The organism is Bdellovibrio sp. MYbb2, assembly GCF_056175685.1.
On sequence record NZ_JBJKJI010000002.1, the window covers coordinates 110,115 to 126,336 of the forward strand.

Annotated in this window: 10 protein-coding genes; 2 read left to right on the forward strand and 8 right to left on the reverse strand. The window is 52.0% G+C overall.

The genetic code is table 11. The features are described 5' to 3' along the window. Positions 1-3: 3 nt before the first annotated feature. A complete protein-coding gene (locus AC04MQ_RS10555) occupies positions 4-759 on the forward strand; it encodes a TrmH family RNA methyltransferase (RefSeq protein ID WP_015090768.1) in 756 nt (251 codons plus the stop codon). 37 nt (positions 760-796) lie between these two features. Here the strand turns inward: AC04MQ_RS10555 and AC04MQ_RS10560 are convergent, their stop codons facing one another. The 8 genes from AC04MQ_RS10560 to rpmI form a co-directional block, all read right to left on the reverse strand. Further along, positions 797-1,525, reverse strand: coding sequence for a DNA alkylation repair protein (locus AC04MQ_RS10560; RefSeq protein WP_015090767.1), 729 nt, complete (start codon positions 1,523-1,525; stop codon positions 797-799). Between the two features lie 76 nt (positions 1,526-1,601). Further along, positions 1,602-2,489 (reverse strand): mevalonate kinase family protein, encoded by an 888-nt coding sequence (locus AC04MQ_RS10565; protein ID WP_015090766.1) that lies wholly within the window; start codon positions 2,487-2,489, stop codon positions 1,602-1,604. Continuing rightward, complete coding sequence (mvaD, locus tag AC04MQ_RS10570) at positions 2,479-3,459, reverse strand: diphosphomevalonate decarboxylase (protein WP_015090765.1); 981 nt, start codon at positions 3,457-3,459, stop codon at positions 2,479-2,481. Before mvaD ends, AC04MQ_RS10565 begins: the two co-directional genes overlap by 11 nt. Continuing rightward, a complete protein-coding gene (locus tag AC04MQ_RS10575) occupies positions 3,456-4,355 on the reverse strand; it encodes a hypothetical protein (protein ID WP_475392059.1) in 900 nt (299 codons plus the stop codon). The genes mvaD and AC04MQ_RS10575 overlap by 4 nt, the downstream gene beginning before the upstream one ends. 9 nt (positions 4,356-4,364) lie before the next feature. Beyond that, entirely contained in the window at positions 4,365-5,681 is a 1,317-nt protein-coding gene (locus tag AC04MQ_RS10580; RefSeq protein WP_015090763.1) for a hydroxymethylglutaryl-CoA reductase, degradative, read from the reverse strand. Continuing rightward, complete coding sequence (gene fni / locus AC04MQ_RS10585) at positions 5,678-6,721, reverse strand: type 2 isopentenyl-diphosphate Delta-isomerase (RefSeq protein WP_015090762.1); 1,044 nt, start codon at positions 6,719-6,721, stop codon at positions 5,678-5,680. The genes AC04MQ_RS10580 and fni overlap by 4 nt, the downstream gene beginning before the upstream one ends. Before the next feature lie 49 nt (positions 6,722-6,770). Continuing rightward, positions 6,771-7,118, reverse strand: coding sequence for a 50S ribosomal protein L20 (rplT, locus tag AC04MQ_RS10590; protein WP_011164103.1), 348 nt, complete (start codon positions 7,116-7,118; stop codon positions 6,771-6,773). A 67-nt stretch (positions 7,119-7,185) separates the two neighbouring features. Continuing rightward, positions 7,186-7,377 carry a 50S ribosomal protein L35 gene (gene rpmI / locus AC04MQ_RS10595; RefSeq protein WP_011164102.1) on the reverse strand — a complete coding sequence of 64 codons (192 nt, stop codon included), beginning with the start codon at positions 7,375-7,377 and terminating at the stop codon, positions 7,186-7,188. A 387-nt stretch (positions 7,378-7,764) separates the two neighbouring features. Between rpmI and AC04MQ_RS10600 the strand changes: the two genes are divergently transcribed. Beyond that, positions 7,765-16,194 carry an RCC1 domain-containing protein gene (locus tag AC04MQ_RS10600; protein WP_475392060.1) on the forward strand — a complete coding sequence of 2,810 codons (8,430 nt, stop codon included), beginning with the start codon at positions 7,765-7,767 and terminating at the stop codon, positions 16,192-16,194. The last annotated feature ends 28 nt before the right edge of the window (positions 16,195-16,222 follow it).

Consider the following 16,222-nt stretch of genomic DNA (forward strand, 5'->3'; position numbering starts at 1 on the left):
GACGTGATTGAAATCAGCTCTAAAACCAACGACCACTTCCGCCGCTGGAGCGATCTAAGCTCTGCGCGCGGAATCAAGAAGCATTCTGAATTTATTCTGATGGGCGAAAAGCTGATCGAAGAGTTCCTGGAAAACCCGAACTTCCGCATCAAGGGTGAAATCGTTCACGAGGACCTGAAGTCCGTGACGATGACTGCGCCAAAGCTGAAAGGCCAGCGCATCCCGGTTTTCAAACTGCCAAAAGCTCTATTCAACGAAATTGACATCGTGGGCACGCATTACAACCTATTGGTTCTGGAACCGAAAGAGATCGCTCCGCTGACTTCGGCTAAAGCCGAAGGCCTGGAAGTGATTTCCCCACTGGGAGATCCATCCAACCTGGGTGCCTTGGCGCGTTCCTCGTTGGCTTTTGGCGCGAGCAAAATGATTCTGACCGAAGAAAGCTGCTCGCCATACCACCCGAAAGCGATCAAGGCTTCCGCGGGGGCTTTGTTGAAACTGCCGTTGTTTAAGATCGGCAAATTTGCTGAGTTTGTTTCCAACAACGATCAGATCTATGCTTTGGACATGAAGGGCGAAAGTGTTGCGAACTTCAAGTGGCCAAAGAACGTGCGCATCGCTTTGGGCGAAGAGGGCCCGGGCTTTAGCGGGATTAAAAACCTGCAGCGTCTGTCGGTTTCCACTCAAAGCGTGGAATCCCTGAATGCCACGGTGGCTGGCAGCATCGCGCTGTACAGCTATTCTTGTCAGCACCGTTAATCCATCCAGTGGGCGCAGGTATGATCTGCGCCTGATCTTATTTGTTCATGTAGTGTTTGCGTTTTTCAGCAGACAGCTTTTCCAAAGAATAGCGCAACATCGTTCTGGGCATTTTGGCCGCATGTTGATCCAGAAACTTCAGCAGTTTTTCTTCGCTGACTTTTTTACCCATTTCCCGAAGCATCCAGCCCACCGCCTTGTGAATCAGGTCGTGTTCGTCTTTCAGCAGAAGCTTTGCAATCTTAAGTGTGTCGGTGGATTCGCCATTATAGATAAAACGAAAAGTCGCCAGCATGGCAATACGGCGCTGCCACAGATTCTTGGAAGTCGCGAGTTTCCTCAGAACCGAACGATCTCGATTTAGCAGGTATCCACCAATAATTGCAGGCGCTGAAGTGTCGACCAGGTCCCAGTTGTTCACGTGTTTTGAATTCTTGATATAAAGCTTAAAGATACGGGTTTGTTCTTTTTCAGAAGCCTCTTGAAACTGAGACACCAAAATCAGCAGAGCTATCAAACGCTCTTCGTGATTTGGCGACTTCATCAGACTATCAAGCTCTTTTAAACTAAGGGCGGAAGCATACTTTTTGGCGATCTTACGGCTTTGCGGAACGGTCAGGCCAAGAAAGACATCGCCCTCGGCATACTCGCCCTTTCCGGTTTTAAAGAATCTTTGCAAGACGACGGCGCGACTGGCGTCCGCCTGACTTTGAACATCTTTCTGCAATTGTGACAACGCTTGCGAAATGCCGGACTCTTTCTTCATGCTCGCCGCCTTAGAAGGATTGGTGATCTAATCCAATACTAACGCTTTGTAGCCAGAAAAAACAACCAGGCACCTTTTAACAAGGGATCAGGTGGGATTGGATTTCTGCCGGAGGCAGAGCGGTCCACAGGGACAAGACGTAGCCACCGCCGCCGGAACCGGTTGGTTTTACGGCCAGGGCTCCTTGGGATTTTAGCCACGCGATGTGTTTTGCGGGTTCACCTTCGTTCAGGTCCCATTTTTCAAAACAGTCACCTGCCAGGGTCAGGGCTTTGGCCAATACCGGCAAGCCGGTTTTTTCGTCCATCTTCAGGGCTGTTTCCAAAATACTGACGGCTTCAGCCATCTGCTGATCGATCTGCTCACCGACGGCTGGATTTTTTAAAAGCAGGTCCTTGACCTTATTCACCGCATCCACGGTGACACCGCGTTTGCCGGAATAAGAGATATACCAGTGCGGTTTCCACGCCGGGGTCAAAGGCTTCTTTTCACCATTGCGAACAAAGCGCAGACCTTCACCACTTAATGCCACGGCGATATCAACACCGCTGGATTCACCATGGAAAAGGTTTTCCAGATTGCGGGCGAATTCATAGTAGTCATCTTCAACAACGTACCCCAGATATCCCAACCAACGAGTCAGAGCCACACAAAGTGCGGCGGAAGCACCCATACCGGCGCCAACTGGAATCGAGGATTCAAGCAACAATGTGCCTTTTAAATCTGTGCGTTTGATGCCTTTAAGTTCGCAGGCCTTTTCAAGCACACCCCACACCAGCAGCTGCAATTCTTTGCCGTGATCACCGACCAGGCGAAGCTCCAAGGGCTGCTCACCACGGGAATAGCTTAGATCCAGATTGCGGGACTGGATGGGAAACACCACCGCAGGCACGCCACGCAAAACCGCGTGTTCACCGGCGATAATGCACTTACCAAAGGCTTTGCAGGTGAAATCAATGGACATTGTCTTTCACACCTTCAAAAGCCATGACCTTGAAGTCCTTTTCAAAATGCTCACGGTACTGCGCGAATTGTTTTTTCTGATCGTGACGGAACAACAAGTGCACGTTGGCACCGGCATCCATGGTCACCAACGGGCCATCTTGCCATTTGTTCCAAAACGCCTGGCAATCTTCCAGAACCTTTTTGGATCCATCGTTCATATAAGTGAAAGACGGCGTGCTGGTTTCAAACAGACGGTGCATGTCGATGAATTCATCCCAGACAATCTGGCGTGCGATATGCCAGTCGTTAAACTGCAACGCCATGCTCAGGTCTTTCAGGCGCAATTCCGCACGCTCGGGACGACCCGTGAAACGCGGGCTTGTGGTCACAAGCTTGTGGGCTTCAGAGCTTGAGACTTCTTTTTTGGAGTCTTCCACAATCACCACCATGTGGTGCAGGTTTTTGACTTCAAATGCCATCGGTTCTGCGTATTCATGCTGCCACAAAGCCCACGGAGTGAACAAAGAACGACAGGAAGAACCCGAACCTTGGCGGGACAATTCAGAAAGATATTTTTTATCTGTGCCCCACGGCTGTGGGTGGATCTGCTGGAACATTTCCGCTGCCGCCAAAGTCAAAGCGGCAAAACTTGAAGCCGAGCTTGCCAGACCGCAGTCCGACGGAAAATTGTTCGCGGATTCAATCAGAAAGTTCTGTTTTACGCCCCACTTGTCTTTCAGATTTTGCAGGTGCTTGATAAAGCGCTGCTGGCCTTTTTCAGACAGCTCGATTTTTTGCAGGTCTTCACGCACCAGCGGTTTCCATTGGTCTTCGCCCGCTTCGATTTCAGTCAAACGAACGTAGGTGCGCAGGTTTTCCAAAGTGTAGGACAATGAACCGTTGGTCGGTTTATTGCCGGTGCCCTCGATCTTACCCATGTACTTGATAAGAGCGATATTGGATGGAGCAGATACAGTCACTTGTTTCATAGGCTTCCTCGGACCTGAAGTCCTAGCGAGATTTTATCAGAGGAAGAAAGCACGGACAGGCCCTTGCTTTCACAGTAGTTTTTAATGCCGGCAGTTTCACCTTTGGCCACAATGATCGCCATCACATCCACACCCAAAGCACCACAGCCTTTGGCCGCTTTTACGCCGGGAAGTTGCCTGATATCGGAAAGAAGTTTCAGGGTCGGCTCGCAGGTGAAATTCAGTTTCAAAAGTTCGTCGGCATAGGCTTTCACACCCCCGATGAACTGCTCACTGTCGACCTTGTTGAAGGCTTCACGAATTGCTCCCATGGCACTTTCAAGCCCGTGGATCGGGAATACCGGAAGGGTGCGCAGATGTTCATGCGTCGCAAGCTTGTTCCCGGTATGCACCAGCAACAGCTCCAGATCATCAAAGGGCCAGCTGGCCACCGAAATCATCCCGCGGCGTTTTTCAAAGAAGGTCATGGATCCTTTAAGTTGTGCCACCAGGTCCGCGCCACTTGGTCGCTGGCCCTGCCCGTTCCAGGCCACGTGATAGTACACTTCAAGCATGTGTTTAAAGTCGAGGTACTTTTCCATGTCCATTTGGTGAGCCTCTTTATAAAGCCACATCGCATAGACAGAAAGGAACTGCGCCGTCGAGGCACCAAAGCCGCCCTTGCCGGAATAAGCATCGCGGAATGTGATGTCGAAATTTCTGAAATAGCCCCGGTGTTTGCTCATGAAAACGCCGGCAGGACTGTCCGGGTGAATGCCCAGAACATCGCCTTTGCCACGGGAGATTTCCGTTTCAAAGCAAGGCTGCGAAAGGAAGAACAGCGTCGGCCCTTCCGCCAGAGCCAGGTATTCACCAGCTATAAATGTTTTTCCGGGAACGGAGAAGACCAAAGACAAGGTCCGCTCCTAGGAATGATGTTGGGTCGTGGACGCAGGGGTTTTCTGAGCCGCACGAAGTTCTTTCAGAACGTCGATGGCATTGCTCAAAGAGATGCGTTTGCGAATCGCCAGAATTTCTTCCAGCTTCTTTTGAACCATAGGAATTTCTTTTTCCTCGGCCCCCGCTCCCAAAGCCAGATTCTTGGTGTGAAGCTTCATGTGACCTTCGATGATACCCACCGTGGTCAAGGCCTTCAAAGCACCCAGATTCTGCACCAAGCCCACCGCCGCTACGATACGGGACAATTCGTTGGCAGATTTGGTGTCCAGCATTTTCATGGAAAGCATCGCTGTCGGATGCAAAGTCGTCACACCACCCACGGTGCCCACAACCAGCGGAGCTTCAAACACGCCCACCAGACTTTTGCCTTCACGGTACCAGCGAGTAATGGAACGATATTGACCATCACGGCAAGCATAAGCATGAATGCCCGCCTCGACTGCTCGCCAGTCGTTGCCCGTCGCGATCAAGATCGGATCAATGCCATTCAGAACACCTTTGTTATTGGTGGCTGCACGGTAAGGGTCCATTTGTGCAAACAAAGAAGCTTCTTCAATTTTTTCAGCCAATTCCGGATCAATGTCATCAATGCGCACAACGGCGCGAGTGACTTTGGAATCCACCAGATTGGACAGAATGCACATGGTGACTTTTTCACCCGTAAACTGTTCAATCGGCTCTTTCAGGTATTCACACACCTGATTGATGATGTTGGCACCCATGGCATCACACGGATCCATCAGGATGTGGATCACGGCCATATCTGTGCCGTCACCGCGAGGCACACGGCGCACTTGCAAGTCCCGCACTCCACCGCCACGACGAACCAGGCCGAAGGCCACTTCGCGGTTGGCCGCTTCGATCAGATAATTTTTCTGGGACAGAATTTGTTTTTCAAAATCCGCAAAGCTGCGGATTTTAGCCAATTGGATCTGACCGATGATTTCGTTACCAACAACTTCCGTTGTGATAGAGCCGGATTCACGGATCCATTTGGCCGTTTTAGAGCACGCCGCCACGATTGAGGTTTCCTCTACCGCCATAGGAACGACAAAGTCTTTGCCGTCCACGCGCATATTGGTCACCACGCCCAGCGGAAGCTGGAAGTAACCGATCACATTTTCAATGAATTTTTCACCCAAAGAGGTGTCTTTCAACCCGCCCTTGGCAAGATAGTCAGCTTCGGCTTCGTTCAATGCACCGACTTCTTTAAGTGCTTTCAGACGCTCTTCACGAGACAATTTGGAGAAACCTTTAAAGATATCCTGAAGTTGTTTTGTCATTGAATCACCTTCTTGCTTTGGAGGTCTTTCAGATTGCGGCTGCCCGTGCAGAACATCGTTACTTTCAACTCTGTTTCCAGCTGGGTCAGAAGTTTCTCAAGAGCCTCATCGCCCTGAAGAGCCGCTTCCAGGAAAGGTTTTGCAACCCCCACCTTTGAAGCTCCCAACGCCATAAGTTTACCAATTTCCAATCCGTTTCTCACGCCGCCCGATGCCCAGAGCTGATACTCTACTCGGGCTTCGATGGCGTTCAGCATGCTTTGCTTCGTGCTGATGCCCCAGTTGGCGAAAGTTTGGGCTACGTGATAAAGCATGTCGGATTCTTCCGAACGATAGCCTTCCACACGGCCCCAGTGCGTCCCACCCTTGCCGCTGACATCCACTCCGTAAATACCGGTGCTGGAAAGACGCTTCAGAGTTTCGACAGAAAATCCACAGCCGGTTTCTTTTACGATCACCGGCACACCCGCCAGTTTCACCAGGTTTTCAATGGCGGACAGACCGTTTTTGAAATCGGTGGTGCCCTCGGGCTGCAAAGCCTCTTGCAAGGGATTTAGGTGAACGAACAAAGCCACGGCTTCCGTGGAATCAATCAGTCGGCGGATTTTATCAATCGGCGACTTGATGAGCTGAGCGATTCCAATATTGCCAAGCAAGCGGGCCTTCGGTGCTTGTTTGCGCACGCGGGCCCATTCTTCGGCAGCATTGGAATCTTCCAGTTCGCGACGTTGAGAACCAACCCCCATCAGAATCTGACGACGGTCACTCAGACGCGCCAATGCCTCATTGATCTCGCGCCCCTTTTCGTGGCCCGCAGTCATTGAAGAGATAAAGATCGGAGAAGAAAGTGGGATGGACTCCCCGGAAAAAAAGAAAGAGGTCGAAATATCGACCTCTTTAAAGTTCAGATCAGGCAAAGCCTCATGAATCAAAGTGATCGAGTCCAATCCGTTTTGTCCATCGGTCTGGGACCTAGGATCCAGCGCAATCCTGATATGATCGCGCTTTCTTTTTTCAAACTGACTATTGGACTCGTCCATGGGGCTAAGGCTCCTTTAACAGAGCTTTGCTGTACTTTTTAGCTTTGGCTTATGCCAAAGCGTGTTTGCAAAGTGCAGTGAATGCTGCTGCGTCGTTGATAGCAAGGTCAGCCAAGATTTTACGGTCAACTTGGATGCCAGCTTTAATCAAGCCACCGATCAAACGAGAGTATGTAGTCCCGTTCAAACGAGCTGCTGCATTGATACGCTGATTCCACAAAGTGCGGAAGTTACGTTTGTTAACTTTGCGATCGCGGTAAGCGAAAGCCATACCACGGTCATTTTTCTCTACCGCGTGGATGTACGCGCGAGAACCCGCAGAGTAGTAACCTTTTGCTCTTTTAAGAACTTTTTTGTGACGAGCACGATTTGTTTTACCAGATTTTACACGAGCCATTTTGAACCTCTATTACGCCACGGACTTAGCCGGGCACCGAAAGACATTAATTTTAAAATTTAAAAAACTAGAATACCAAACAACGACGAACTTGAAGCATGTTCGCGTCTTCAACGTATGATGTTTTGCCTAGTTGTCTTTTCGTCTTAGAGCTCATGTGAGAGTTCAAGTGACGCATGCGAGTGCTTTTTTTCTTAACTTTACCGCTTGAAAGAACTTTCAAACGCTTCTTAGCGCCAGAGTGAGTGCGCATTTTCATATTAGATACCTTCCACCGATAAGGCGTTCTTCCCGAAAGGGAGGACTCTTAACCATTGCCTTAGACAGTCGTAAATACGGACTGTCTGTTTTAGGGTGAAAGGTGTGGGAAATCAAGCTTTTTGAGGACTTAGTGGTTTTGAGGTCATTTGAGAGTATTTCTCATTTTAGGCCGGAAAATCCGCGGTCATTGCTGTATCTTAATTGCCCCCGGAAAAGCCCCTATTTCCGCGGGGACCCGGTGGAAAGGCTGGTGTTTCCAGCAGTTTATTGAACATTTTCCCCCAACTTGGGGATTTAGTTCCGCTCACAGAAACCCGAAGAAATTTACATGAATTGTACGTTTCTTAACACCACCGATCTGATCCACCGGGCCCGAAGGCTTCTTTTGGCCTTTTCCCTCATGGTATTGACCGGATGTTCACTGGAACTGCAAATCGCGGCTGAAAACTCCACGCCCACCACCCTGAAATGGAACAGCGATTCCCTGGGCCAGCAGGGCCTGCTTAAGGCCGAGTGGAACCTTCCTGAAAAAGCCGACATCAAAGAACAACAGGTGCTTTATTTCCGCGGCGACTCTTGCGCCACCCCGATCCTTCCGGTCGCCAACGTCGGTCCTGCTGAAACATCTCACCTGCCGACCTTCACTCCGGAAGATGGCGTTGAGTACACGTTCAAGGTCTTCGTTCTTTCCAAAGACGGCAGTGTGGCTTCTTCTTCCTGTTCGAATCCGATCACTTACTTTGGCGCGTTTTCCATCGAAAGCCTTTCCCAGTCCATCATCAACGAAGGCAACGTGGCGACAGCGCCTTTCAAGGGCACCTGTCTGCTGGGATCCTCGATCGAGTTTTCCGCCGCGGCCTCCACTCTGCTGACCTTTACCTGCAGTGACCGTCAGTGGACACAAAATCTGGATTTCAGCTCTTTGCCAAGCCTGTACAGCGGTGACTTGATCGCCACCGTCACAGCCCCTGGCGGCGCTCCGAAGGAATACCGTCTGGCTATCACCAAAGACGTGGTGCCGCCGACAATCACCCTGAATGCTTTGACTACGATCACATCTGTGAATCAAAATTCTTACACAGTCAGCGGCACTTGTTCTGAAACGGGCCGCAATGTTTCCGTGACCGCGGGATCCGTGAGTACTGAAGTCATCTGTTCTGGCGGAACCTATTCAACGCCTATGAACCTGAGCTCGTTGTCAGGCACTTCGGTTGCGGTATCAGCAACCCATACCGACCCGGCCGGCAACACTCGCACAGCCACATCCACCGTCAGCCGCGATGTCACTGCGCCCACGGTGAATTCTTTGGCTCTGAATAATGGTGATGCCGCAACAAATTCTCTGAGTGCAACTTTGAACAGTTCCGTCACTGATGCCGCAGAAATGTATCTGAGCTCGGTGGCTGCCTGTACGGGGGGCAGCTGGGTCGCTTACAATGCTGCAGCCCCGTGGACTCTGACCAACAGCAATGCCACGAACACCGTTTATGCGAAATTCCGCGACAGCCTGGGTAACGAATCCCCGTGTGTCAGCGATGATATTCTTCATGACAACGTCGTTCCAACCCTGGCATTCACGCTTCCGGTTGCTGGCACCATCGTCAATTCCGCCAATGTGACCGCGTTCACTGTCAGTGGCAACTGTTCTGAAAACAACCGTTCTGTGAACTTTTCCGGTCCGGGTGGTTTCACCGGAACCACAATCTGTGTGGGTTCTGCCTTTTCAGCGATCCTGGATTTAAGCGATATTCCTCAAGGAACATTCCAGCTGACGGCTTCCTTGAATGACGTTGCTGGAAACTCCAACACGGCAAATTCCCCCACCTATAATAAAGACACACAGGCTCCAACAGGAACCCTGAGCATTAATTCCGGTGCAGCAACAACGAATGACCTTGCTGTTTCCCTGGGACTGACAAGTACCGATGCGGCGGAGATGTATATCACCAACTCCGCTGGATGCGCCACAGGCGGCACCTGGGAAGCTTTTGCCACAGGAAAATCCTGGACGCTGCCTACGGCAGATGCCCTGAACACTGTTTACGTTAAGTTCAGAGATGCCGCAGGCAACTCTTCTGTTTGTTATGATGACGGCATCACTCACAACAGCACGGTGCCGTCACTGTCTCTGGCCTCCCCGGCCGATGGCAGCTTTGTGAATCTTGCCAATGTTTCTGCGTTTGTGATTTCCGGCGCCTGCTCTGAAGACGGCCGCCCCGTTGAAATTTCTGTGAGCGGTCAGTCCGCCACAACAGCAACGTGCTCCAGTGGCGCATGGACTAAAACTCTGGATCTGAGCACTTCAGCCCAAGGGGATCTGACGTTCACTCTGAATCACTCACGCGCCAGCGGCGCGGTGGCCCCTACGGTCACGAAAGTCTTTGCAAAAGACACGGTGGTTCCGACAGTAAACAGCTTTGTTATCAACAACAATGATGCCTACGCCACAAGCCTTAGCGCCACATTGGCAAGCACCACCACTGACGGCGTTCAGATGTATGTTACCAACACGGCCCTTTGCCTGAATGGTGGTTCGTGGGAAACCTATAACGCCAGCAAGTCCTGGACCCTGCCGACAGCCGACAATACAAATACGATTTATTTCAAAGTCCGCGATGTGGCAGGGAATGAATCTGACTGTGCGTTTGATTCCATCATTCATGATTCCGTTTCTCCGACCGTCACACTGACTTCTCCGGTAGCGGGGACCTTTATCAATTCTTTGAATCAAACAGCCTTTAACCTTTCTGGCGCCTGCTCTGAAAACGGCCGTTTGGTCAACCTGACCGTCACGGGTCATGCCGGAGTGACCGGATCTGCAACCTGCACCACGGGTTCGTGGACAGCTTCTTTGGACTTCAGTTCCCTGGCAGATACTTCGGGCACTCCATTCACGGTGGTGGCTTCTCACAGCCGCGCCAGTGGAAACAATGCCACGGGCTCATCAACTTATCCGAAAGACACTCAGTCCCCGGCAGCTGCAACCATCACCGGTGCTCCGACTGGAACCAACACCACCGGCACACTGAATATTACTGTTGGCGGTACGGACATCACTCACTATCGTTACTTCCTGGTTGTTCCGGGCGGCACTGAGGTCTGCACCAACAGTGCGGCTTACACCGGAAGCGATATCGCTGTGGCCACAAAAATCACCGACACCCTGGCGGCGCAAGGGGCTTACAAGCTCTGTGTCTTTGGCCGCGACACCGCAGGCAACTGGTCCACGGCGACATCCCAGGCGACTTGGACAAGGGATTGTCAAGGCCCGGTTATTCTGACTGTGGATGCCACCACCGCTGATGGTGTGTACGGCCCAGGTCAGTCCGTGCAGGTTCGTGTGACATTTGATGAAAATGTGACGGTCACAGGCACCCCGCAACTGACACTTGAAACCGGCACGACAGACCGAGTGGTCAACTATACCAGTGGTTCAGGCACAACCCAGCTTCTATTCAACTATGTCGTTCAAACCGGTGATGAAAACCCGGATCTGGATTACACCAGCACGACCGCCCTTGCCTTCAACGGCGGAACAATGAGGGATGCACTTAGCAATAACGCCACCCTGACACTTCCGGCGCCGGGAACTGCAAATTCATTGGCAGGAATCAAAAACATCGCAATTGAAGCGTATTCAAGCCCTCTGGCCAAAGCCATTCTAAGCAACACACCAATGGGAGCTGACTCCAGCGACACACTTAACATCACCGTGTCCGGTTTGGATGTCGTTTCTTATAAATACAAACTGGGCCTGGCGGCATCTGTCGACTGCTCCACTTATACGGACTATTCAGCTGAAATTCCGGTGGCGACCCCGATTACGGACACCATCAGTGCACATCCAAAATATTCGTTCCTGAAAATCTGCGTTCTGGGTAAAGACAGCGCCGGAAACTGGCAAAAGGCTTTCGCCGTCACACAGGCGCAATGGCACTATGTGGAAAACCTGCCATCCTTCAATCTGTGCGGAACCGTCAAGTCCACCACCGCTCCTAAAGGGCGTTTGTATGATTCCGGCGGACCTGCCGCGAACTACAGCGACAACGAAACTATTGCCAACTGTTATTTCTCGATCACCACGGGTGCCGCGATTTCAGCATCGGTCAGCTATGAAACAGAAAATAACATCTCTTATGACTTCTTAAGACTGCGCGAAACCGGAGCTGCCGGCACCGTCCTTTTAGGACCAGTCGCAGGCACCGCCCTTCACACGGCCGTCAACTCAACTTCAGGTACACTGTATACCGAATTCAAAAGTGACGGTTCCGTCACCGGAGCCGGTGTTGCCCTGATGTGGGGTGGAGCCCCGAATCTGTCTCCGATTCTGACTTTGACCAATGTCACCAATGCCACCGTCAACACCGTTTATACCCGCACCTCTGTCGTCAATGGTCTTTCAACGGCAACAGTCTTCTCGGTTTCGGGCTATGACGCTGAAATTCGCAATATCACGACGGCTTCCGCTTTCGGAAGCTCGGTCTTTGTAAATCCTGGAGACGGGATTGAAGTCCGCATGACTTCGCCAAATGCAACAGACCAATACCGACTGGCCCATGTTCGCGCCGGTGATGCCAGCTATTACTGGATGGTGGCGACTCCACTGCTGCCAACGACTGTGACTCATGTCACTGCCACAAATCCTGACGGCACTTACAAGCCGGGCGACAACATCGACATTCAGGTTGTCTTCACAAAACCAGTCACTATTCTGGGTACGAACCCGATCATGACCCTGGCCGCCGGTTCCGGCGTGACCGCGACCTACCTTAGCGGCAGTGGGTCTACAGAACTGACATTCCGTTACACCGTGGCCTATGAACAAAGCGCTGCGGATCTGGACTATTCTTCGACAGCACTAACCAACGCCACTTCCATCAAAGATGCCATGGGCAGCAATGCGACAGCCACACTGCCGGCTATTGGATCGGCAAATTCCCTGGCGGGACGAAAAAATCTGGTCATCGAGGGTTACCCGTTTGTTGTCGCCAGCGCCAGCAATGTGCCGGCTTCGAATAACGGCACCAACACCCTGGACGCCACTGTGGGCGGGACTAATGTTGTCGCTTACAAATACAAGCTGGGAACATCCACAACGACGGACTGTACAGTTACAGCTGGATACGGATCTGAAACATCCATTTCAACCCATATCAGCGCCGACCTCACCGGGTTTGCAAGTGAAAGGCTGAAACTTTGTATCTTGGGTAAACACACCAATGGAACCTGGCAGGCCATCTGGCATCCGACTGAATATCAGTGGGACCGCTACAACGTGCAAAACTTCTCGTCCATGTGTTCTGCGACGGCATCGACAGCCACCACGGGCTTCATTTATGATTCCGGCGGAGCCAACGGCCAGTATCAGAACAACGAAACCTGTTTCTTTGAGATCAACACCGGTGCTCCGATCACTCTGACCTTCATGTCTTTCAATACGGAAGCCAGCTGGGACAAAGTGACTGTCTTTGACGGGACAACCTCAGGCACTGTGCTGCTGAATCAGGTCAGCGGGACTGCTATTCCGGCAACCCAAACCGCCAACTCTGGAAAAATGACGATCAAGTTCACCAGTGACGGCAGTGCGGTTCGTGACGGCTGGGTCGCCTATTGGGGGAATCCGGGGCCGATCCTGACGACCCCACCGACTTTTGCGAAAATTCATAATGCGGCTTTGAGCACTCGTTATACGACATCCAACACGACGATCGGCACTCTAAATCAGACTTCGATCGCCACTGTGTCTGGGGCTGATGCCCAGATTCGCAATATCACCACGGGAAGCTACTGGGGTGGGTCCGTTGCTGTTTCTGCCGGTCAAGTCATCCAGGTGCGCATGACGTCCCCGGCCGCCAACGCACAAACCAACACCGCCACGGTCACTATCGGTAATGCGGTCAGCACCTGGGAAATCAGCACGCCTTATCCGCCACCGACGCCGACCCTGACCGGGTATCCGGTTGGCGTTTCAACAACGTCGGTCTTAAATGTGACTGTCTCGGGCTTCCGTGTGACTCAGTACAAAAAGGCTGTTATCACGTCCGGAACTTGCGCCACAGCCACTTACTCGGCCGCTTACAATGTGTCGTCAACCATCGCCGACAATATTTCTGCATTGCCAAATGGGCCGGTGACTTTGTGTGTGCTCGGTGGGGACGCCACGAGCGTATTCCAAGCGGCGGCCGATGCGGTTTCTGTCAGCTGGACGAAGGATTCTGTTTCCGCGGTGAACATCACCAGCACCAGAATGAACCGCGTTCAAGAGGGTTCTGGATCGCAAACCATCAACGTAAGCCTGACACCAGCGAAAAGTTATGATGTGACTGCCTATTACAAAGTCACCGGTGATGCCGTAAATCCGGATCACCACAATCTGAGCTCGGGCTTTATCACCATCCCCGCGGGGTCCACAACGGGCACCATCACAGTGAACTTCCCGAATAACAGTTTGGTTGAGGGTGAAAAACTGCTGAATGTGCATTTCACTCACACCGACTCGCCACTGGCAACAATGGGCGACAACTACCAGGCCCAGTATTTCATTGCTGATGATGAAAAGAACCTGAAAGCCTCCCAGCTTTCCATATCCCGGGCCCACCAGTGCGCAATCATGGAAGACTCTTCCCTGCGCTGCTGGGGTACGAACATGTACCGCCAGATTGATGGCACCGTGAGCGACTTTAAAGCCTCTCCGTTCGTCATCACCATCGCGGGCGTGACTGGTTACAGAAGTGTTTCCACAGGTGAATACCACACCTGTACGGTCACTTTGGACAACCGCCTGTTCTGCTGGGGTGACAGCAGTGACGGCCAGGCCGGCGGCGGCACCACGGGAAATCAATGGTCGCCACTGCACGTGGACAACGCGACGACTTATCTTTCAGTTTCCTCCGGTGATTACCACTCTTGCGCCATTACTACGGCCAACAAGCTGAAGTGCTGGGGTAAAAATGATTATGGCCAGTTGGGACTGAATGATACCACCAGACGCACGTCGCCTACGGACGTGGATAATGCCAACTCTTACAAGTATGTGCATGCGGGCTCCCGTTCCACCTGCGCTATTCGCAGTGACGACAAACTGTTCTGCTGGGGCTATAATGGCAACTATCAATTGGGCGACGGATCTGCCACAACCAAAGGCGTTCCGACGGCAATTGATGCGACCGAGTCCTACAAGTTCGCAGTCGTCGGTTCAAAACATGGATGCGGCATCACCCTGACTAACAATCTGAAATGCTGGGGTACCAACAACTATGGTCAGGTCGGCGATAGCAGTATCACCACCCGCTCTCTGCCGGTTGCCGTGTCGGGCGCCGAGACTTACAAAACTGTTTCCGTGAATGACGACGGCACCGTTGCATCCGCTCGTGGCTTCACCTGTGCGATCACCTCCAATGATATTTTGCAGTGCTGGGGTGTGAATTCCTTGATTCAACTGGGTAACGGAACTTCCAATCAGCAGTTGGTCCCTGCGACATCAGATGCGGGAACAACCTATGCCGCCGTTCAAACCACTGCGACCCGTGCCTGCGGCATCACGCTGACTGGCGCTTTGAAATGCTGGGGTAACCTGCTGGGCGACAACTCGCCACAAAATGCTTACAGCTATGGCAGTGGTAACGCCCGTCATCTCTATGCAGAGAAAATGACCAAAGCATCCGAATGGAACTTTGATACACTTTCCGTATTTGGCGAAGATGGAATTGACGATCATTACTCAGGAACTTGTGGATTATCTTCTAACAAACTTTATTGCTGGGGTTCCATGAAAGCGACCGAGGGACCGTTTGGTGACGGTTCACAAACGGATGCGCGTCGTCCAGCACCGGTGATGATTGATCCGAGCACCAATTACAGCTACATCCATTCCCGCCGCAGTCGAGATTTCTGTGCCATCACCAGCACAGGGCAGATGAAGTGCTGGGGCATCAACAGCGTTGGCGAACTGGGTGAAGCCGGGGCCGTCGGAACGACTGTTTATTCCCCGACGGTGGCCGATTCCACCACCACTTACACAAAAGTTGTTTCGTATTATAACGCCACTTGCGGTATCACCACCACGGGGGCCTTGAAATGCGCCGGCAACAATGACAACGGCAGACTGGGGCTGGGAGACACAACCGCCCGCACAGCCTTCACCGTTGTCGACAGTGGCGTCAGCTACGCCGACATCGAAATGGGTATGTCCCACACCTGCGGTCGCACCACAGCCGGCGTTGTGAAATGCTGGGGTAATAACTCTCAAGGCCAGATCGCCAAATCCAGCGGTACTTCCTCGTATTACCTTCCGGATGTGGTTGATTCCGGGGTTTCTTATACCAAGATTTCAACGGGTCCATACAACACCTGCGGAATCACTGCCGCGAACAAACTGAAATGCTGGGGAAGCAATTTCAACGGACTTCTGGGGGATAGTACTGCCATCAATCGCTACACTCCGACTGCGATTGATTCTTCCGCTGATTATTCTGATATTTCCATGGCGTCGGGTCACACTTGCGGCATCACAGCCAGCCAAATCAAGTGCTGGGGTAATGCGACCTATTCCGGCTTGTCTGCACCTCACTATACGGGAAGCCACTCTGTCTTTATGATTCCAATAGCTGTGGATGGAGCCAACACGTACACCAAGGTATGGGCGGCGAATTCTTCAACATGCGCTCTGGCCACTTCTGGCGAAGTGCGCTGCGTAGGACGAGCTTACGGCGGAAACTTCGGTTATGCGGATTCTGCTGTCTTGATGAATATTGGCGGCGGGATCACCAAATCAGTGCATCACCCCACGTATATCCACAAGTGGCAAGGCTATTGACCTGACCTGTGAACGTGGCAGAATTTCA